General features: G+C 54.6%; 20 protein-coding genes, 1 tRNA gene and 1 pseudogene. 7 read left to right on the top strand and 15 right to left on the bottom strand.

Annotated features, from left to right (window positions below; translation table 11 throughout):
• Nucleotides 1–586, top strand: a 586-nt coding sequence (locus HP459_RS11875) for a mechanosensitive ion channel family protein (RefSeq protein WP_171936239.1), incomplete at its 5' end; no start/stop codon positions are given.
• Here the strand turns inward: HP459_RS11875 and HP459_RS11870 are convergent.
• The 10 genes from HP459_RS11870 to HP459_RS11825 all read right to left on the bottom strand — a co-directional run bounded on the left by HP459_RS11870 (nt 587) and on the right by HP459_RS11825 (nt 12906).
• On the bottom strand, nt 587–1558 hold the full coding sequence (locus tag HP459_RS11870) for a LacI family DNA-binding transcriptional regulator (protein ID WP_022647325.1): 972 nt from the start codon (nt 1556–1558) through the stop codon (nt 587–589).
• 75 nt (nt 1559–1633) lie between these two features.
• The gene (locus HP459_RS11865; protein WP_171936238.1) at nt 1634–2776 is read right to left on the bottom strand and encodes a Gfo/Idh/MocA family protein; all 1143 of its coding nucleotides are present in this window, start codon (nt 2774–2776) and stop codon (nt 1634–1636) included.
• Nucleotides 2769–3794, bottom strand: a complete 1026-nt coding sequence (locus HP459_RS11860; RefSeq protein WP_171936237.1) for a sugar phosphate isomerase/epimerase — start codon at nt 3792–3794, stop codon at nt 2769–2771. Before HP459_RS11860 ends, HP459_RS11865 begins: the two co-directional genes overlap by 8 nt.
• 15 nt (nt 3795–3809) lie before the next feature.
• Entirely contained in the window at nt 3810–5045 is a 1236-nt protein-coding gene (locus HP459_RS11855; protein WP_023299501.1) for an MFS transporter, read from the bottom strand.
• Nucleotides 5046–5347: 302 nt separating this feature from the next.
• Nucleotides 5348–6736 (bottom strand): phenylalanine transporter, encoded by a 1389-nt coding sequence (gene pheP / locus HP459_RS11850; protein ID WP_023299500.1) that lies wholly within the window; start codon nt 6734–6736, stop codon nt 5348–5350.
• A 102-nt stretch (nt 6737–6838) separates the two neighbouring features.
• Nucleotides 6839–8812 carry a PhoX family phosphatase gene (locus HP459_RS11845; protein ID WP_063150394.1) on the bottom strand — a complete coding sequence of 658 codons (1974 nt, stop codon included), beginning with the start codon at nt 8810–8812 and terminating at the stop codon, nt 6839–6841.
• A 127-nt stretch (nt 8813–8939) separates the two neighbouring features.
• Nucleotides 8940–11123, bottom strand: a complete 2184-nt coding sequence (locus HP459_RS11840) for a TonB-dependent siderophore receptor (RefSeq protein WP_171936236.1) — start codon at nt 11121–11123, stop codon at nt 8940–8942.
• Nucleotides 11124–11322: 199 nt separating this feature from the next.
• Entirely contained in the window at nt 11323–11598 is a 276-nt protein-coding gene (yahO, locus tag HP459_RS11835) for a DUF1471 family periplasmic protein YahO (protein ID WP_022647318.1), read from the bottom strand.
• Between the two features lie 149 nt (nt 11599–11747).
• Nucleotides 11748–12467: a lipopolysaccharide core heptose(II) kinase RfaY gene (locus tag HP459_RS11830; protein ID WP_171936235.1), complete on the bottom strand. Its 720-nt coding sequence runs from the start codon at nt 12465–12467 to the stop codon at nt 11748–11750.
• Between the two features lie 10 nt (nt 12468–12477).
• The gene (locus tag HP459_RS11825) at nt 12478–12906 is read right to left on the bottom strand and encodes a glycine zipper 2TM domain-containing protein (protein WP_022647316.1); all 429 of its coding nucleotides are present in this window, start codon (nt 12904–12906) and stop codon (nt 12478–12480) included.
• 308 nt (nt 12907–13214) lie between these two features.
• On the opposite strand from HP459_RS11825, the gene HP459_RS11820 reads away from it, so the two are divergent.
• Nucleotides 13215–13505, top strand: a complete 291-nt coding sequence (locus tag HP459_RS11820) for a hypothetical protein (RefSeq protein WP_022647314.1) — start codon at nt 13215–13217, stop codon at nt 13503–13505.
• Nucleotides 13506–13538: 33 nt separating this feature from the next.
• Here HP459_RS11820 and HP459_RS11815 read toward each other — a convergent pair whose 3' ends face one another.
• The 3 genes from HP459_RS11815 to HP459_RS11805 all read right to left on the bottom strand — a co-directional run bounded on the left by HP459_RS11815 (nt 13539) and on the right by HP459_RS11805 (nt 14939).
• Nucleotides 13539–13787, bottom strand: coding sequence for a phage holin family protein (locus HP459_RS11815; protein WP_063150396.1), 249 nt, complete (start codon nt 13785–13787; stop codon nt 13539–13541).
• Between the two features lie 98 nt (nt 13788–13885).
• Complete coding sequence (locus tag HP459_RS23520) at nt 13886–14038, bottom strand: DUF3927 family protein (RefSeq protein WP_032624714.1); 153 nt, start codon at nt 14036–14038, stop codon at nt 13886–13888.
• A gap of 709 nt (nt 14039–14747) precedes the next feature.
• The gene (locus HP459_RS11805) at nt 14748–14939 is read right to left on the bottom strand and encodes a hypothetical protein (protein WP_241973734.1); all 192 of its coding nucleotides are present in this window, start codon (nt 14937–14939) and stop codon (nt 14748–14750) included.
• 43 nt (nt 14940–14982) lie between these two features.
• On the opposite strand from HP459_RS11805, the gene HP459_RS11800 reads away from it, so the two are divergent.
• Together HP459_RS11800 and HP459_RS11795 are read left to right on the top strand one after the other, a co-directional pair.
• Nucleotides 14983–15807 (top strand): RNase A-like domain-containing protein, encoded by an 825-nt coding sequence (locus HP459_RS11800; RefSeq protein ID WP_032624715.1) that lies wholly within the window; start codon nt 14983–14985, stop codon nt 15805–15807.
• Complete coding sequence (locus HP459_RS11795) at nt 15807–16106, top strand: contact-dependent growth inhibition system immunity protein (protein ID WP_032624716.1); 300 nt, start codon at nt 15807–15809, stop codon at nt 16104–16106. Before HP459_RS11800 ends, HP459_RS11795 begins: the two co-directional genes overlap by 1 nt.
• 26 nt (nt 16107–16132) lie before the next feature.
• Here HP459_RS11795 and HP459_RS11790 read toward each other — a convergent pair whose 3' ends face one another.
• The gene (locus HP459_RS11790) at nt 16133–16330 is read right to left on the bottom strand and encodes an antiterminator Q family protein (protein WP_023299491.1); all 198 of its coding nucleotides are present in this window, start codon (nt 16328–16330) and stop codon (nt 16133–16135) included.
• Nucleotides 16331–16375: 45 nt separating this feature from the next.
• On the opposite strand from HP459_RS11790, the pseudogene HP459_RS11785 reads away from it, so the two are divergent.
• Nucleotides 16376–16687 (top strand): annotated as a pseudogene (locus HP459_RS11785) (site-specific integrase); the annotation flags it as partial.
• A 15-nt stretch (nt 16688–16702) separates the two neighbouring features.
• Here HP459_RS11785 and HP459_RS11780 read toward each other — a convergent pair.
• Nucleotides 16703–16779: transfer RNA gene (locus HP459_RS11780), tRNA-Arg, on the bottom strand.
• A gap of 303 nt (nt 16780–17082) precedes the next feature.
• On the opposite strand from HP459_RS11780, the gene HP459_RS11775 reads away from it, so the two are divergent.
• Both HP459_RS11775 and HP459_RS11770 read left to right on the top strand, forming a co-directional pair.
• Nucleotides 17083–17745 carry an EAL domain-containing protein gene (locus HP459_RS11775; RefSeq protein ID WP_032670951.1) on the top strand — a complete coding sequence of 221 codons (663 nt, stop codon included), beginning with the start codon at nt 17083–17085 and terminating at the stop codon, nt 17743–17745.
• Nucleotides 17746–17769: 24 nt separating this feature from the next.
• Complete coding sequence (locus tag HP459_RS11770) at nt 17770–18486, top strand: response regulator transcription factor (protein WP_022647312.1); 717 nt, start codon at nt 17770–17772, stop codon at nt 18484–18486.
• The last annotated feature ends 335 nt before the right edge of the window (nt 18487–18821 follow it).

Genomic DNA, 18821 nt, shown 5'->3' with positions numbered 1-18821 from the left:
CATCGGCCTGACCACCGTTAAAGTGCGCAACTTCGATAACACCATCACCACCATCCCGACCTGGGCGCTGGTGTCCGACGCGTTCATCAACTGGAGCGGCATGTCAGCCTCCGGTGGTCGCCGCATCAAGCGTAGCCTGAATATCGATACCACCAGCATTCATTTCCTCGATGAGCAGGAGCAGCAGAAACTGATTCAGGCGAAACTACTGAAGCCGTATCTGGCCGCGCGTCATGAGGAAATTAACCTGTGGAATCAGCAGAACGGCGAAGGGGAATCGGTATTAAACCTGCGCAAGATGACCAATATCGGCACCTTCCGTGCCTATCTGAATGAATATCTGCGTAACCACCCGCGTATTCGTAAAGATATGACGCTGATGGTGCGCCAGCTCGCGCCAGATGCCAACGGGCTGCCGATTGAAATATATGCCTTTACCAACACGGTGATTTGGGCAGAATACGAAGATATTCAGGCCGACATCTTCGATCATATTTTCGCGGTGGTGGATGAATTTGGCCTGCGTATTCACCAGTCGCCAACCGGAAACGATATTCGCTCGCTGGCTGGCGTCATCGCCAGATAATCAGGTGCTGGCGCGGGAAATAAAGCGCCAGTCCATCATGACCCTTTCCGTGGGCGCATCCGGGTTGTCGATCTTATTTAACAGCAGATTGACCGCCTTGCGCCCGATATCCCGCGACGGTTGTTCAATGGTGGTGAGAGAAATCATCTCCGCCAGCTCGGTGCCGTCAAAACCCACCACCGCGATATCTTCTGGCACCCGCAGCCCTGCCTGCTGAATGGCGCGCAGCGCCCCCGCCGCCAGCGTATCAGAAACGGCAAACACCGCATCCGGCGGGTTTGCTTTTAACAGATTTTGCATCGCCGCCATGCCCGCACTGGAGCTGAGCTCACTGGCGTACTCCACCGCCTGATAGTCCAGATCCCGCAGGTGTATGACGCTCTTATAGCCGCGTTCGCGCAAACGGGCATATTTGTAGCTGAGGTCGTGGTTGATGAGCGCAATGCGTTTGCGGCCCTCGTCGGCAAGCTGGCTGACAACGTGCTGGGAGGCATCAACATCGTTAATCCCCACGCAGGAGACCGCGCCCGCATCGGCGTATTCGGCGCACTGCACCCACGGCGCGTTGCCAATCAGCGCGGCCAGCTCCGGCAGCTTCGAGAACGCATCCATGGTGATAATGCCATCGACGATTTTGCCGGAGAGCAGGCTTAAGCCCGAGCGGGAGCGCTCAATATCCGAGCCGGAGTTGCACAGCAGAATGCGGTAGCCGTTTTTCTCCGCCTCGGCTTCGATGCCCTTCACCACTTCGGCACAGAACGGGTTGGCGATGTTCGAGACCATCACCAGGATCATATAGCTGCGGGCGGTGCGCAGCTGACGCGCCAGCAGATTGGGCTGGTAGTTACTCTCCTGGATCGCCTGCAAAACGCGCTCGCGGTTTTTCGCCTTCACGGTATCGCTGTTATTCAGTACGCGAGAGACCGTTGCCACGGATACCCCGGCCAGTTGAGCGATTTTCTGAATTGACATAGCGACGATACATCCTGCGGTTAGCGTTTTGTGCAGGCTACCATAAATTGGTTGCCCGGCGAACCGGGCAATGCGTCAGTATTCCACACGCACCCAGCGCTGCTGCTGATGGCTTTTCACAATCGCATCAAGGATATACATCACACTGGCGCCATCGTGGAAGGTGGCAAACTGCGGATTATCCGGCATCGCTCCCGCCTGCACGGCACGGTAAAATTGCGCCATCATATTTTTAAAGGCATCCGGCCAGCCTTCAATGTGTCCGCCGGGGAAATGGGCGCTGTCGGCCACATCACGGTTCATCAAACCCGGATCGTCGCTGAGCGTCTGGTTTGCCCGGGTGCGATGGCCGATCCACAGCTGCTGCGGGGTTTCCTGATCCCACGCCACCGACTGCTCGCTGCCGTTAATTTCAAAGGTCAGGCGGTTTTTTCGCCCCGCGCTCACCTGCGAGACGCTAAAGCTGCCCTTGCTGCCGTCGTCAAAACGCAACAGCACCGAGCCGAAGTCTTCGGTAGTGACCAGTTTACCTTCATAGTGAGCATGTTCGTCGTGCGTAAACGTCTGACTGCCCGCCACGTTAGCCTTGCGCGTCGGCCAGACGATGGATAAATCAGCCATCACCTCAGTAATGCGCCTGCCGGTGACATACTGCACCGTATCGCACCAGTGGGAGCCGATATCCGCCACCGCCCGCGATGCGCCGCCGAGCGCGGCATCCACCCGCCAGTTGTAGTCGGTTTCCAGCAGCATCCAGTCCTGTAAATAGCTGCCGTGCGAGGCAAACAGCCGCCCGAGGGTGCCCGCGCGCATCATGCTCGCCGCCTGGCGCACCATCGCAAACTGACGATAGACAAAGCTCACGCCATGCACCACGCCCGCCTGCTCTGCCAGCGCCACCAGCTCGCGCGCCTCGTCCGGTGTCATGCACAGCGGCTTTTCGGAAAACACGTGCTTGCCCGCGCGCAGGATCTGGTGGTTAATCTCCGCGTGCAGGTGGTTCGGCGTGCAGTTGTGCACCGCATGCAGATTGGAGTGCGCGAGCAGTTCTTCCACGCTGGCGTAAGCATGCGGCACATTTAGCTGGCGCGCCTTTTCCTGCGCCTTAACGAGCGAACCGTCGCAGAGCGCGACCACCTGCACAAACCCGAGACGCCTGAGCGCCTCGATGTGTGCCGGGCCAATAAACCCGCTGCCGATAATCCCGACGTTAATCATGGCTCCCCCCTGCGGCGAAATCATCAAACGCCCGTCCGGAAACGGGAATAATGTGGCGGCGGATAAATTCGCTGCCTTCACTCGCGCCAGTATCGCCATCCTTCAGGCAGCACTCCCACTCCAGCACCGCCCAGCCGTCGTAGTCGTACTGGGTCAGCTTGCTGAAGATGACCTTAAAGTCGATCTGCCCGTCACCCAGCGAGCGAAAACGTCCGGCGCGGTTGATCCACGGCTGGTAGCCGCCGTAGACGCCGCTGCGCCCGCTGGGGCGGAACTCCGCGTCCTTGACATGGAACGCTTTAATGCGCGCATGGTAGAGATCAATAAAGGTCAGGTAATCCATTTGCTGAAGCAGCATGTGGCTCGGGTCGTAGAGAATGTTGCAGCGCGGATGGTTATCCACCAGCGCCAGAAAACGCTCGAAGGTTACGCCGTCGTGCAGATCTTCCCCCGGATGCAGCTCAAAGCAGACGTCCACGCCCTGCTCGTCGAAGGTATCCAGTATTGGCCGCCAGCGGGTTGCCAGCGCCTCGAACGCCTCCTGAAAACGCTGCTCGTTGTGCGGCGGCCACGGATAGAAAAACGGCCAGGCCAGCGAGCCGGAGAAGGTGGCGTGCGCTTTCAGGCCTAATCGGGCCGAGGCGACCGCCGCCTGCTTCAGTTTTTCCGTTGCCCACGTCTGACGCGCCGCATCGTTATCGCGCACGGATGCGGGTGCGAAGTGGTCAAACGCCTCGCTGTAAACCGGGTTCACCGCCACAAGCTGCCCTTCCAGATGGGTCGACAGCTCGCTGATGACCAGCCCGTGCGCGGCCAGCTTAGCGGTGATGTCGTCGCAGTAGGCCTGACTCTCTGCGGCTTTCTCCACATCAAAGATATGCGGATGGTTGCAGGGGATTTGCACCGCTCTGTAACCCTTCGACGCCGCCCATTCTGCCAGCCCGTCGAGCGTGTTGAAGGGCGCTTCCCCGCCAATAAACTGCGACAGAAAAATGCCCGGTCCTTTCATTGTCCTCATACCACCTCCAGAACATTACGCCTTGTCATCGTCATACTTAAACGTGAGAAGGAAAATCAGCGCGATCGCCGCGGCAGCCACCGCCGGGATCCACCAGAATGTAACCCACGCCTGCGGCACGGTCTGCCCTGCCACCAGGCGGTTGTAAAGCGCCCCTGAAATCTGCGAGCCGAGCAGCATGCCGATGCCGTAGGTGAACATCACGATCATGCTCTGCGCCTGGCCTTTGACCTTTTCTCCCGCCACGCGGTCGGTGTAGATAAAGCCGACGACAAAGAAGAAATCGTAGCAGACGCCGTGCAGCAGAATGCCCAGATACAGCAGAATGCGCCCCTCCTCGCTGACGCCCAGCGCGAACATGGCATAACGTACGAACCACGCCAGCATGCCGATCAGCAGCATATATTTCACGCCCAGGCGGCGGAACAGCAGCGGAATAACCAGCATGAAGACGATCTCAGACATCTGCCCGAAGGACATGGCGGTGCTGACGTCGGCAATGCCGGCATCCGCCAGATACGAGGCGGTGTAGGCGTAATAGGTGCCGAGCGGGACGGAGATCAGCATTGCGCAGACGGAGAAGACGAAGAAGTGGCGGGTTTTGAGCAGCGCGAAGGCGTCCGCGCAGAAGAGATCGCGCACCTTCACAGGCAGGCCTTTCGCCGGTGCTGGCGTGTGCGGCAGCGTCAGGCTATAGAGCGCCAGCAGCACGGAGCTGACCGCCGCCACCTGGAAGATGGTCACGCTGGACGCCACGCCGGTGACGCCGATAAAAATGCCCGCCACGATCCAGCCGATGGTGCCAAACACGCGCACCACCGGGAAGGTTTTATCCACGTTTGCCAGGCTGTGGAACGCGATGTTGTTGGTGAGCGCCAGCGTTGGCATGTAGCAGAGCGTGTAGCCAAACAGCAGGCCAATCAGCAGCGCGCCGTTCTCAGCAATCAGCGCCCCCGGCACGAACCAGAGGATCGCCGCGCCCGCGAGGTGCATCACCGCCATCACCTTCTGTGAAGCGAAGAAGCGGTCCACCAGCATCCCGAGCACGAACGGCGAAAGAATGGAGGCGATGGGCCCGGCTGAGAACGCGTCGCCAATCAGCAGTGACATGTTGTGCCGGGTCATCACCAGGCCAAGCGTGACCGACCAGCTACCCCAGATAAAAAATTGCAGAAACATCATCAGCGACAGACGCGGCACCAGCAGCCGGTGCTGCGTTATCGCCTTTTCACTACTCTCAGTTGACACCATGATAAGCCTCACCCGGAAAAAGTAATCGATTACAAATTCGTTCAAATGAAAAGTAATCGATTACAAAACAAAGATCCTGTGGATCGAAACAGAATTGGGAGAGGGGTCACGATAATGGTGAAGGGGAGGTGCCGGGTGGCGGCTTCGCCTTACCCGGCCTACTAAATAACGTCCCCGAACATGTAGGCCCGGTAAGCGCAGCGCCACCGGGCGTGAAGGCAGGCAGTGTGGTGCGGTCTGGTTTGGTGCGGTCTGGTGCCCTCACCCCGGCCCTCTCCCACAGGGAGAGGGAGAAAAGCGCGCTACTTTTTACGTGAGAGTTTAAAGGCAACAAACAGGAACACCACCCACACCGGCAGCAGCATCGCTGACAGGCGCATCTCATCCATGGTGCACATCAGCACCAGAATCAGGCCGAGGAAGGCGATACAGATGTAGTTCCCCGCCGGATAGAGCAGCGCCTTGAACTGCGTCTCGCGCCCCTTGCGGCGCATCGCGGCGCGAAAGCGCAGGTGCGCCAGGCAGATCATGATCCAGTTCAGCAGCAGCGTGGCGACAACCAGCGCCATCAGCAGGCCAAACGCCTCTTTCGGCAGCAGATAGTTGATCAGCACCACCAGCGAGGTGATAGCGCCGGAAAGGAACAGCGAATTGATCGGCACGCCGCGACGGCTGACGCGGGTAAGGAACTTCGGCGCGTTGCCCTGTACGGAGAGGCCAAACAGCATGCGGCTGTTGGAGTAAACCCCGCTGTTGTACACCGACAAAGACGCCACCAGAATGACGAAGTTCAGCGCGGAAGCCACCACGTTGCTGTTCAGGTCATGGAAGATCATCACGAACGGGCTGCTGTCAGATTTTACTTCCACCCACGGATAGAGCGCCAGCAGCACCACCAGCGAGCCGATATAGAACAGCAGGATACGGTACACCACCTGGTTGACCGCTTTCGGAATGCTTTTGTGCGGATCGCGCGCTTCAGCAGCGGTGATGCCAATCAGCTCCAGACCGCCGAAGGAGAACATAATGACCGCCAGCGAGAGGATCAGCCCTTTCCAGCCGGTCGCCAGGAAGCCGCCGTGCTGCCACAGGTTGTCGATCGATGCACGCTCGCCGCCGTGGCCGGAGAACAGCAGCCACAGGCCAAAGCCGATCATGCCGATAATCGCCAGCACCTTGATCAGCGCAAACCAGAACTCGGTCTCGCCATACAGGCGCACGTTCACAAGGTTAACGGCGTTAATAATGATGAAGAAGGCCGCCGCCCAGATCCACGTCGGGACATCCGGCAGCCAGTACTGCATATAGATGCCTGCAGCGGTCAGCTCCGCCATCCCGACCAGCACGAACATCACCCAGTAGTTCCAGCCGGAGAGGAAGCCTGCGAACGGACCCCAGTATTTATAGGCAAAATGCGCGAAGGAGCCGGACACCGGCTCTTCAACAACCATCTCGCCGAGCTGGCGCATGATCAGGAAGGCGATAATCCCTGCGAGAGCGTAACCCAGCAGAACCGCCGGGCCAGCCATTTGAATGGCGGGGCCGATGCCGAGAAACAGCCCGGTACCGATCGCGCCGCCAAGGGCAATTAACTGAATATGTCGATTTTGCAAACCACGTTGCAGCGTCGGACTCTGATCCGACGAAGCTTCAGCGCTACCATGGCCTGAAGCGGATGACGCGTCTTTCACGCCCTACCCCTGTCTCTTTTTTAGAAGGGGCACGTTTTAACACTTCATGCTGGTGGTAGCAAGCTTAACGCCGGGCCAGCGCATGCGCCCGGCGGATAAACGTCACGACCCGATGATCCCGCCGTCTGCTTTGACTATCACCACCGTTGACGATCGCGGACGCCCGTTCGGGCTCGCGTCTGGCCAGCTGGAAACAGCGCGAGGGTTGGCCGGGTCGGTAATATCATCCCCGCCCTCCCCCGGATGCTGAATGTTGATAAACAGCGTCCGGTTGTCTGGCGTAAATGCAATGCCGGTGATTTCGCACCCGCGCGGCCCGGTCAGGAATCGGCGATACTCGTTGGTGCCTGGAATGGTAGCCACCATCTGGTTATTGCCCATCCCCTCGTACGCTTTCTTATTGATGGTGCTGGAGGAGACATCGGTCTGGATCCACAGGACGCCCTGATGGTCAAACGACAGGCCGTCCGGGCTGCCAAATTCCGCGCCCTGCATCGAGCCTTTGGCCTTCGGATCGTCGCCGTCGGTGCGCCCGGCCATGACCAGAATATCCCACTTAAAGCGTGCGGCGGCAGGATCGGCCCCCTCTTCGAGCCAGTGCATAATATGCCCGTACACGTTGTTGGCGCGCGGGTTAGCAGCATCGACCGGTGCCTTGCCCTCTTTCCCGCGATCGCTGTTGTTGGTGAGCGTACAGTAGACGCTGCCGCTGGCGTGCGGATCGACGGCTATCCACTCGGGGCGATCCATCTTCGTTGCCCCCACCACGTCGGCCGCCAGACGGGTTTTAATCAGCAGATCGCCCTGGCTTGCAAAACCGTTGCTTTTATCCAGGCCATTTTGCCCGAAGACAAGCGGCAGCCAGTCGCCGCTGCCGTTTTCGTTGAACCTGGCGACGTACAGCGTGCCGGACGTCAGCAGCTGCATATTGGCTTCGCGGTTCGCGGGATCGTATTTTTTATCCGAAACAAATTTATAGATGTACTCAAACTTTTGGTCGTCACCCATATAAACCACCACGCGATTATCGGCGGCGAGCGTGACGGCTGCCCCCTCATGCTTGAAGCGGCCCAGCGCGGTGTGCTTGCGCGGGGTGGAGGTCGGGTTGTAGGGATCGATTTCCACGACCCAGCCGAAACGGTTGGGTTCGTTAGGGGTTTTATCGACGCTGAACCGCTCATCCACCTCGTTCCAGCGGTATGATTCATCGCTGTCGCTAATGCCGTAGCGTTTTTCCAGCGGGTTGAGATCGGCTTTTTTCACAAATATGTCCGACCAGTTCTCCTCGCAGGTGAGATAGGTCCCCCACGGCGTGTGGCCGTTGGCGCAGTTCTGCATGGTGCCCAGAACGCGTTCCCCCTGCGGATCGGCGGCGGTTTTCATTAAGTCCTGATGCCGCGCCGGGCCGGTAAGCTGCATCGGCGTATTGACGGTAATACGGCGGGCGAACGAAGACGGACGCACCACCTCCCAGCCGCTGCCCGTTTTTTTCACTTCCACCACCGACACGCCCATAGCGTTCTGCCCCTTGCGGGCTTTGTCGAGGCTCCAGTTCGCCGTACCGTCCGTAAACAGCATTCCGTTGTCGATGTATTCATGGTTCAGCGCCAGCAGGCCATGCTCCGGGCTTTGCCCCCCCTGCGGCAGGCTAAACCACGCCATGCCGTCGTGGTGCATGCCCGCCTGCACGGCCTGTTCGTCTGTGGTATTGCTGGCGTCCGGTTTAAACGCCGGCATGTTGTTTTTGATGCCTGTCGGATCGCCCCAGCGATAGAACGGGCGGGCAATATAGCCTTCCGGCACCCTGACCGTATCTTCCGTGGAGACGTCGATGCTGGTAAAGCCCAGGGAAACCGCTTTTGCCAGCGCGGACGGTTTTGAGACCGCGGCAATCGCATTTTCGGGTGTGATCAGATACGGGAATGATACGGCGGCCCCCGCTACGGCCCCCATCTGGAGAAAACGGCGGCGGGAGAGGAACACCTCTGCCACCTCGGAGAATACCGGGTTAGCGCTGCGGTTACTGATATCGTCGCGATGTTCTTTTTTAAATACGGATTTGAGGGGTCTGCCCATAGCGGCTTCCTGTCATTGGCCAAGAGGTAAGGATGTGGCGACCAGTGTAAGAAGCTTTTATTACAATTTTATAACACAACAACGAAGGGATTGGGGCGTCCCTGCCCCGGATAACGAGGTGGAACGCTTAGAACTCGTAGCCAACCGAGACCTTAAAGGTACGCGGCTCGCCCTGAGTGATGTAAGTACCGGAATCATCCACGCTTGACCAGTAGTTCTCGTTGGTCACGTTGTCGATGCCTGCGCGCACGGTCATCTGGTTTTCATTGTGGTTCACCGCGAAGCGATAGCGCATGCCCAGATCCAGCGTGGTGTAGCTGTCCAGCTTTTTGGTATTCGCCAGGTCAGCATACTGCGTGCCGGAGTGGTTAACGCGCGCGGTCGCCGTCAGGCCCTCAATCGGCTTGATATCGTATTCTGCCCCCAGCACAGCGTAGAAGCTCGGAATACCGATCGCGTCGTTCCCCTGGTTCACGCCGTTTTTAGTTTTGGTCAGCTCGGCCTGAAGCCAGGTGGCGCTGGCGTTCAGACGCATCCCGAGCGTTGGCTCGCCGAAAACGTTCAGCTCCACGCCACGGTTACGCTGTTCAGCGTCCAGGCCGTAGTGGCCGCTGTCGTCGAGGATGGCCGACGGCATTTTGATCTCAAACAGTGCCAGGGAGCCGCCCACGCGGCCAAAGTCCGCCTTTACACCCACTTCGTTCTGCTTAGAGTGCACGATACCGGTGCTCTGGCCGTAGTTGTTTGCTGAGCGAGGCGCGGTTTCACCGGGCTGTAACGCCTCGGTGTGGTTGGCGTAGAGGGAAATTTCCTCCCACGGCTTATAGACCACGCCGTAGGTTGGCATCCAGCGGCTACCGTCAAAACCGTCCGCGTCGTTTTCCGCACCGGTAATTTTGTTGTACCCGCGAATCACCACTTTCTGATGGCGTGCGCCTGCGGTAAACAGCAGTTTGTCGTCCAGCACGCCCAGGGTATCGCTCAACAGCCAGCCCTGCGTGCGGGTGCGCCCACTGGTCAGCGGATCGCTGTATTTGCCGCCTGAGCCGCTGAAGTTGCTGCTGTCCGGCATAGCAACGCCAGTGTTGTGGTAGATGTTGGTGGTCGGGTTATCCGCCGCGGCAGACATTTTCCACGCGATTTTTTCGTTTTTGGTCATCGCGGAGTACCCGACATTCACCTTGTGCGAGACGGAGCCGGTCATGAAGTTACCGCGAATGCCCGCCATGCCGCTGACGGAATCGCTGATGCGGTTGGTATCAAGGCGGCTGACCGTCGCATTACCGCTTTTATCCATCAGCTTCGGGGCGCTGTAGATCCCCTCTTCGTGCGCGTGCTGTGCGCCGAGGCCGGTATAGGCCGTCCAGCTATCGGTGATGTCGTACTCGCTGCGCCACATGCCGAATTCGTTTTCGATATCGCTGTAGGCCCACTTCTGCGAGAAGTTGCGATCGTTCTTCGGTGGTTCAGGCACGAAGTCCACCGCCGAGATGTTGACGCTGGTCGGGCTGCCGTGGAAGGTTTTTTTCTGATAGCCCAGGTCCAGCGAGGTGCGGAAACGGTCACCTTTGTAATCCAGACCGGTGGAGAGCAGCGTGGTGCGGCGGCGGTCGTTCGGCACGCCGGTTTCGCCTTCACGATGCACAAGGTTCACCCGCGCGCCGAACTGGTCGTTATCGCCAAAGCGACGCCCCGCATCCAGCGTGGTGCCAATCTGGGAATCCGAGGTGTAGTCGACGCCCACTTTCGCCTGCGGGATGTCGCCAGCGTGTTTTGGCTCAAGGTTGATCATCCCGCCCACGCCCGAGCTGGCCGCGCCGTTCATCAGGGAATTGGCCCCTTTGAAGATCTCGATGCGGTCAACCATCTGGGCATCCACCACCTGACGCGGCAGTACGCCGGACAATCCGCCAAAGGTCATATCGTCGCCGTCAAACTTCAGGCCGCGGATACGGAAGGTTTCCGCGCTGTTGCCGTACCCCTGAACGAACTGCACGCCCGCGTCGTTAGCGACCACGTCAGCAATGGTTTTCGCCTGCTGATCTTCCACCAGCTTCGAGGTGTAGCTAATGATGTTGAACGGCACGTCCATGGCGTTCTGCTGCCCGAGCATCCCCATACGTCCGCCGTTAGCCACCTGGCCGTCGAGGAAGGCCGGAAGCAGCTGGTCACCGCCGGGTTTGAAATCACTCCCCGCCGTGGACTGGACCACGATGGTGTCCTCTTTTTTCTCTTCCGCCGCAAAGGCGGAGTGTGTAACCGCGCCGATGGCAATCGCCAGCAGCGTTTTGTGCATTGTGGTGTTGTTCATAATGAGCTCTTAACGTGCGCGCAAAAATGGCCCGTTGTCGGGCCTTAGTATTTATCAAATGAAATGCAAATGAGAACTATACGCATTATATATACGTAATCAAGCGTCAACGAGGAGCACTGCGCGAGAAGAGGCTAAAAACGATGTGGGGGAGAAGTATGGCGCACAACCACCCCAGACAGGGGTGGTTGCTAAAGCATTATTTTTTCTTGTAAATATCGGCGGTGCCGTGAATTTTGTTGTTTGTATTACCGGAAGTCAGCACCAGTACATCAGCACCTTCTTTATCAGCCTTTTCGACCAGCTCTTTTTTCGCATCGTCGACAGAGACTTCGTTAGCCGTGCTCACGGTACCGATTTTTTCGTACTGAGACTCAACTTTTTCGAATTCGTTTTTTGTCATCATTTCAGCCGCAAAGGCGTTGGTGGTAAACAGAAACGCGGTGCCCAACAAAATAGCAGTCGTTTTTTTCATAAACTTTTTCCTTAAGATTAATGAGCAACTACGAAAAGCCCCCACGCGAAACGGTGAGGTGTAATGAGCATGGTAGAGGATTGGCGAAAATGCCATATACCAGGGAAAATTCTTTTATAACAGGCTGTTGTCCTGCATGAATAAAGGGTTTAAGCGGTATTTGAACGCGCCAGATACTTCCTCTGGACGATTTTATGGTGTCGTCTGATCTTTTTTGCGATCAGGCGTTTTTCCCAACGCCAGTGGGATTCAATGGGAATACCAATGCGCAGGCTGGCCGTCACGTTGTCTTCAACAATCCTTTTCGCGTTACAACGCTTCCCGGACAGATCGATGATCCTTATTCCTTTTTCACTCAGGATGAAGTTCCCGCCGTGCGCATCGCCGGAAATGATTTTCAGATTGTGCATTTTCTGCATACTGTGTCGGATTTCACGCTTTATGTCCGGCGTGATCGTGGGAAGAACGCGTAACTCCGGACCGGGGACATACTCAAACAACATGAGCGAGATTTTTGCGAATCTGAAAATCCGGCGTTCAGCCAGGAGATAAAAATCATTCGGGAAGGTATGACCTTGCCTGCCAGCATAGTCGATCCGCTCAATCAAATTTTCGTTGGGGTTGGGCGTAAAAAACGATTTGAAAAATTTTTCTATCCTTTTTTTCCTGGGGGAGTAAATCTTTAATACAAACTGTCCGTAGGGGGTATTCAGTAAAGAGACGTGGGTATGCGGAAGGCTTTTAAATACCATCTGAACGCTGAGTCGTTTTACATTACAGGACAATATATCGTCCAGTATTTCCAGGTATCGTGTATCGTTATTTTTATAACAGACGTTAAAACCACGGTATTTCATTTTTGTAATCATAATAATGTGCTTAGTATGATTTTTCCACGGTGGTATTAGAACCCGTTGTGATGATACGAACTTTGTCGCCAGGGTTAAATGTCAAACCATTATTGTGCTGCACCACCTGAATAGTCTGCCCGGATTGGGTCTTGATAAGTAACTTCACTTCCTGTGCTGCCAATTCGTTAGACTGCCGGTTATGAGAAGCCGCCGCCCCGGCTGTTGCACCGGCTACCGTCATGGCGGTTTTCCCTTTGCCGTTACCGAACTGGTGACCCACTACGCCACCAATCGTGCCCGCGGTTAGGGTACGCAGCGGATGATACCCTTCTCGGGTATGCGTAATAATTTGGCTCTGCAGAACCGTGCCATCCTCCACCAGCGATCGGATGCCAGCGTAACTCGCCGGACTGGTGATAGCCAGAAAGCTCAACGCGATGAGTAAATATTTTTTCATTTTAAGCCTTTATTATTCATTGAAGGTGACACTATTCTGCCCGGCGAAAAATCATCTCCTTTAGCTAAATATGCTTTACCAGGCAAATAATTTATTTTTACACAAAACGACCATAAATTTAAAAATAAACAATTTAAAACTGGAAAGGTATATTGACTTCAATTGTCAATAACGTGTTTTCCAGATACATTGTCAGAGTATTTGATTCAGACGAAGCAATATCCATTGCACAATTCTCAATAATTACCAATCATCGTTATTAAAATAATGGTCCCTGTCCATACAGGGAAAACATCAGGAGTTATATTATGAAAAAAGTCATTCTCGCTCTGGCTTTCACTGCGGCATCATTTTCTGCATTTGCAAATCATCCGGTAGCCCGTGCGACTGCCGTCGCCTCCGCCGATCATCCTGTTGCCGTTGCGGCGGCCACCGGTGAAGGTAACCATCCTGTCGCCCGCACCACGGCGGTGGTATCTGCCGATCACCCTGTCGCCGTCGCAGCCGCAACAGACGGTAGTTATCATCCCGTCGCCCGTGCAACTGTGGTCGCTAACGCTGACCATCCGGTCGCCGCCGCGGCCGTTACAGGGCACTAATGGCGCTCTCCCCCGGCAAGGAAGCTGGGGGTATCAGCCCAACCTGGGCATCCACTCTTCGTGTAACCCGGTCTTTTTCATTACCGCCAGAATACTCAGGGTGATGATGGTCGCCAGTAGCCCACCAAACAACGAGGAGCACCAGCCATGTTTGTCGCAGAGCCCTGACCACAGTGCCGCCAGGAAGGCCGTGAAGCTCCCCCAGTACAGATAGGAGTTGGACTTCACCCAGGTAACAGACAAAGAAAACCATCCCCATACGTCGGGGGCTTTTTCAAACATGGGAATCTCCTGATATTAATAAAAGAAGGAATTATTCCGTCGGGTGACGGGGATCAACTTGCTTAATAATGCGCCCCGCAGGACGCATGATAAGGGCGCTATTCTTTCTGGCGGATAAGCGGCAGTGCGACGGCAATAAAGCAGACCACCAGCACATCATCAGCCAGGAACGACATCATCCGCCCGGTAAAATCTACCGCCATGACCAGGAAAAGCGGGGCGGCAGCCAGCGCAAGACGTGCATTTTTCACAGGTACTGATCCAGAGAGAGCTGAAGAGCCTGCGCTCAGGAATTTGAGGAAAAAAGCCCCATGCATGTAAGGCTCTGTAAATTCTTTGCCACATCTAAGGATGTGGCTGCGCTCATGCTCTTAAGTTGATATCGATTCATCGCTACCTAGAACCGGTGCACATTAAGCAGATATAAAAAAACCCGGTAAAAAACCGAAGCTTTATGTTTAACAGCTGTCATTTAGCTCCGGACACTAATAACACCGATTATTAGAAAAGAAATGAATCCTAAAGCTAACTGATACCGTGACATTACTTCTGCATCCTGCACGATACAAACAATATGAATAAAATTCTTTTTTGCAAAAACCCAAATTAACGAGTCATTTTCTTTAAATGCAAAATACTCTTTCTAACCGACTGAGAAACACAATATTGAAAAAGCAAGCCATATGGCACGTAAACGGAAAAAATCGCCGACCTGGCGGTGCATCATCCGATGACTACGATCGCCTTCATGAAGTAATGGAGTCCAGAAATTACTTTCGCGAAATTCAGGACGGAGCCGGAAATTGGTTTAATCTTCCATCCGCTGAGTAGGTAGCCGAAAAAAACGCATCAGCCCGCGCAGTTCGAGACGAAGTTGTAGCCATCGCCGGGACGATAAAGGATAACCCTCGGGTGCTGGTCTCTCAGGCTGCAGATCGCTCATGGCATTTAATCAAGAAGTTAGCTTTGGTCGCCGTCACCGGTTATCCCATTCCCGCTACGTCCATCATCAACTCTGACGCCAGGGGCGCTATCAAGGCGTTCCATTGCAATAAACGCGGCGGCCACATAGCGACCGAGATTTTCGTTATATTCCTCTCCCCGCTGCCCCTGAGCCACAATAAGCTGGCCCAGTCTTTTTGCGTAACGCACTAACATTTTTTATGATTGGCGGAAAGATAATCGGAGTATCAATATGAGCGATGGATTACAGGTCGTAATGTCGCCGGTACAACTGGCCGCCGTAATGTCTGATAAAACAGTAACTGAAGCAGAGACACTGCAGAATCGGTTGCTGGGCGGACTCGGTGTAGCAATGAGTACCGTTGAACTGGCCGGTGCGACAATTTTGTGCGCAGCGCCAGACCCAACGACGCTGACTAAAGCGGCCTGCATTGTTGTTGGTGCGCATGGACTCGACAGCCTCAATGCTGCTATTGACCAGACTCTGACGGGTCGAGATACACGGACAGCAGCGTATCAGTTAGCTACTGATACAGCTCGCCGTCTTGGAGCTGATGAAAAGACTGCGCTTAATATTGGCCTGACTGTCGATATTGCTGTTCCCGTAGCCTTTGGCCTTGCTTTGGGGGCTGTACGTATTGCCTCTGTTCGTGTTGGTCGGATTAAACTGATGGAACATGAATCAGCGACCGGATATAAACCTGGGGGACATACACTATCTCGCCATGTGGGGCTAAGTGAAGCGGAGCTGCGAACCCGTCTGGCTAACCGACCAACGTTATCCGGTAGCAGCACTTTCTATAATCGGCGCGTAGCAGAGGAGGCAATTTCCCAGGCGTTGAGGTTCAATTCGTCTTATATCACCAATTGGGCCAAAACAACGAGACCGGGAGCGAAACTGAATATCGACTTTTTTGCAGGAAAAGAGGTCGGTTTTGGAATTGAGTCTGCCACTGGCTCTGTGATCAAGTCTCATAAAATGCGTGTCGTACTTGAGCTTCAAATGTACAACGATAAACCATATTACGTTCTGACCGCCTTCCCGATACTGAGATAATGATGATTTATAGATACCTGGATCACCTTATAGCGACCTACTTCAATCAGGATTATGACCTCTTCGGAGAAACCATTGAGGAGGTGATGGATGAATACCTTAAATGCGAGGGGCCTGAGTATGCCCGAGGCGTAGTCACAGATTGCATAAATTTCATCAATACAAGCAAAGACTTAGAAATGGAGTTTCTTGAACTGTATAAGTTCGACTTTCACCCTGAGTTATGGGGGATCACAGCTAAGCAGTTTTTAACCATGATCTCCGCACAGGCCACCCGTTACCTTGAAGAGGAAAGATAAGGGCCTTTTCCGGCCCTTGAAGGTGTTCAATAATCCATCTCCAGCCGAATATCCAGCATCGCCGGGCAGCCATCAATAAAAGCTTCCGCCATCTGAAATTTAATGCGAATCATTCCCTCTGACAGACGTAACTTTCGCCCAAGCACACGCTTAGAGATATTTTTGACATAATGGTCAAAAAGAAGACCGTACTCATCCGGCCTTTTCTGTTTCAGGCGCGCCATGCTTGAATCGATAATTAACGCGTCATTCTCGATACAACTCGCAGAACTCCATCAGTGAGGAAAATGCGGGTTGATGACCAGAGCGCATGGAATGCAGCATGTCGTCGTGCAGGTATCGAAGATTTCCGATTCCACGACCTGAGACATACATGGGCGAGCTGGTTAATTCAGTCTGGCGTCCCGTTATCTGTTCTTCAGGAAATGGGCGGCGGGGAAAGTATCGAAATGGTCCGTCGATATGCTCACCTGGCACCGAACCATTTAAGCGAACACGCACGGAAAATTGATGCCATTTTTGGCAACCATGACACAAATACGACACAAGGAGAAAATCAGGCTGGCTTGAAACTGGCCTAAGTGACTGTTTTTAAATGGCACGCCCTGTAGGATTCGAACCTACGACCTACGGCTTAGAAGGCCGTTGCTCTATCCAACTGAGCTAAGGGCGCACGGAGAAGAGTGTACTTCGCGGTGGTGAAACGCCTGGAATTATACGGTCAATGCGTAGTGAGTCAATGCCTTTTCCACCTTCTCTGCCGTTAATGACTAGCTGATTGTAAATACGGCTGTTTTTTCAACATTTATCCCTCTTTTACGGGCTGCGAAAAGGCTTAGCCGCTTTTAAGTAACGCCTGCTGTTTTCCTGTTTACTTCCCCTTCACACTGTCCTGCGGTATCCCGGCCGCCTGGAGGCTGGAAATGAACAGGACGACGGAGTGACAGCGCCAGACCAGACAGGTTTCCCCTCGTGCGTGCAGCACATCTCACACGACATTACAGGCATCAAGCTTGAACCCATTGTCGCCCTCTCCTCTTCGCGCACGGTAGGGGCTGAAGTGCTCAGCGTGCTGTCACCGCATCAGCAAAGCGAAGGCTTTTTTCACGACTGGTCCGCCGCCCGGGCGCTTATGCTGCTGGAAGCACAGATCGCTGCGTTAAAAAAACCCTTTCCCTGCGACAACCTTTTCATAAATTTGCCGATAACCGTTCTGACCATACCGGAAATGTTCCAGCGTTTACTGCAACTTAACAGCCCACCGCTGAACATTGAACTCGTGGAGCCTGCTTCCTTCTTTTCTCTCTCAGACCCGGCACGTCTGAGGGTGAGTTGTGCGCTTCAGCAGTTGACGGCGCAAGGACATCGGATTTGGTTGGATGACATTGATGAAGCGTCAGGGCGCGCGTTTTTGTCCTGCCGCATGCCGTTAAGCGGAATAAAAATCGATAAGATCGCTTTCTGGCGTTTACGTGCAACGCCAGCGCTGGCAAACCTGGTCACGCTTTGTTCAAAAATTGCTGAAAATGTACTCATAGAAGGCATTGAAACAGAAACGGACCGTAAGTTTGCGCTTCAGGCTGGCGCGCGCTTCGGTCAGGGATATTATTGGCCATCCTGGAGATGGCAGGAGGACTGAACGGTCATCGCCAAGAGGGAAGCTATGCGAATGACAGTACGCCGTTACCGGCGTCGTCGGACAGGAAGTGATTCACCGGGTTCAACGCACTCGCCTTTTGCTCTCCCATTTTTTGATCGTCTCGAATATTTGAGCCAGTCAATCAACCAGACCCGCAAAACCGATGCTCCCTTTATCGTTCTGGTCACACAGGATAACTTTTTCCGTTCCGGTTTTCTGAGCGGGCACTCTCCCCTGAGCAATTGCTGTGACTATTCCACCCTGGAAGCCGCCCTCAGCGATCTGAATCAGTGGCCTTCATCACGTCTGGTGGTAGATGTAGAAAGCCGCGCCTCGCCGCTTATTGACCTGCTGGACCGATTACGACGCCACAGCCTGTTCGCCCCCTACCTGACACCCTACCTGCTCATCCGCGCCGATGATTACGATACACGCCTGTTTTGCAAAGCGGCTGGCCCTTTTCATGTGCTTGAACGGCAACTTACGCCGCGGGCTTTGCAACAAACCTTGCTGGAAGCGCCGTCACCCGCCGGCCACCGGAAAGAGTGGTTTTCACGTGATGAATGGCCGATCCTGCAGGCGCTATCGCAGGGTAGCACCCTGCGACAGATTGCTCAGTTACAGAACCGCCCCTATAGCCGCATTATTTACCGTCTCAGCTGCATCCTGGCGAAACTTGGGCTGAATCATCGTCATGAGTTGCTACATCTTCTCAACAACCTTTCAGATTTCACGTATTAACGTATTCAGTAACCCCTTAATTCCTAAAGACCTTTAAGAAAATACTTAGGATATATGTTAATTTTTTGTGTTTTTTAACAAAACTTTCGATTTTATAACTATTCCTAATTCTTCATCTTAAACCATGCGAAATGCTGCCTGTACGCTAAACGAGAGTCGTTTTATCCATGCGTTAAGTTTCTGACGTTTCCGTTAACAGGATGATAATGGTGTAAAAACAAGCGATTTATCTGTAAATAAAAGCGATGAGAGGTGAAGAAAACAGCAGATAGTGCTGTTTTGACGAAGAGATCATCCTCCTGGCCTGAGGTGTTAGAAATGAGGCGATGACGCGC

Source organism: Enterobacter sp. CM29 (assembly GCF_013179605.1).
GTDB classification, from domain to species: domain Bacteria; phylum Pseudomonadota; class Gammaproteobacteria; order Enterobacterales; family Enterobacteriaceae; genus Enterobacter; species Enterobacter intestinihominis.
This window is presented reverse-complemented; position numbering and strand designations above follow the sequence as displayed.

Coding starts and splice junctions, on each gene's coding strand:
- yahO (WP_022647318.1), bottom strand. CDS start 11,598: ATGAAAAAAACGACTGCTATTTTGTTGGGCACCGCGTTTCTGTTTACC.
- HP459_RS11870 (WP_022647325.1), bottom strand. CDS start 1,558: ATGTCAATTCAGAAAATCGCTCAACTGGCCGGGGTATCCGTGGCAACG.
- HP459_RS11815 (WP_063150396.1), bottom strand. CDS start 13,787: ATGTTTGAAAAAGCCCCCGACGTATGGGGATGGTTTTCTTTGTCTGTT.
- HP459_RS11795 (WP_032624716.1), top strand. CDS start 15,807: ATGATGATTTATAGATACCTGGATCACCTTATAGCGACCTACTTCAAT.
- HP459_RS11830 (WP_171936235.1), bottom strand. CDS start 12,467: ATGATTACAAAAATGAAATACCGTGGTTTTAACGTCTGTTATAAAAAT.
- HP459_RS11865 (WP_171936238.1), bottom strand. CDS start 2,776: ATGATTAACGTCGGGATTATCGGCAGCGGGTTTATTGGCCCGGCACAC.
- HP459_RS11825 (WP_022647316.1), bottom strand. CDS start 12,906: ATGAAAAAATATTTACTCATCGCGTTGAGCTTTCTGGCTATCACCAGT.
- HP459_RS11790 (WP_023299491.1), bottom strand. CDS start 16,330: ATGGCGCGCCTGAAACAGAAAAGGCCGGATGAGTACGGTCTTCTTTTT.
- HP459_RS11840 (WP_171936236.1), bottom strand. CDS start 11,123: ATGAACAACACCACAATGCACAAAACGCTGCTGGCGATTGCCATCGGC.
- HP459_RS11860 (WP_171936237.1), bottom strand. CDS start 3,794: ATGAGGACAATGAAAGGACCGGGCATTTTTCTGTCGCAGTTTATTGGC.
- HP459_RS11770 (WP_022647312.1), top strand. CDS start 17,770: ATGCGAATGACAGTACGCCGTTACCGGCGTCGTCGGACAGGAAGTGAT.
- HP459_RS11800 (WP_032624715.1), top strand. CDS start 14,983: ATGAGCGATGGATTACAGGTCGTAATGTCGCCGGTACAACTGGCCGCC.
- HP459_RS11855 (WP_023299501.1), bottom strand. CDS start 5,045: ATGGTGTCAACTGAGAGTAGTGAAAAGGCGATAACGCAGCACCGGCTG.
- HP459_RS11845 (WP_063150394.1), bottom strand. CDS start 8,812: ATGGGCAGACCCCTCAAATCCGTATTTAAAAAAGAACATCGCGACGAT.
- HP459_RS11820 (WP_022647314.1), top strand. CDS start 13,215: ATGAAAAAAGTCATTCTCGCTCTGGCTTTCACTGCGGCATCATTTTCT.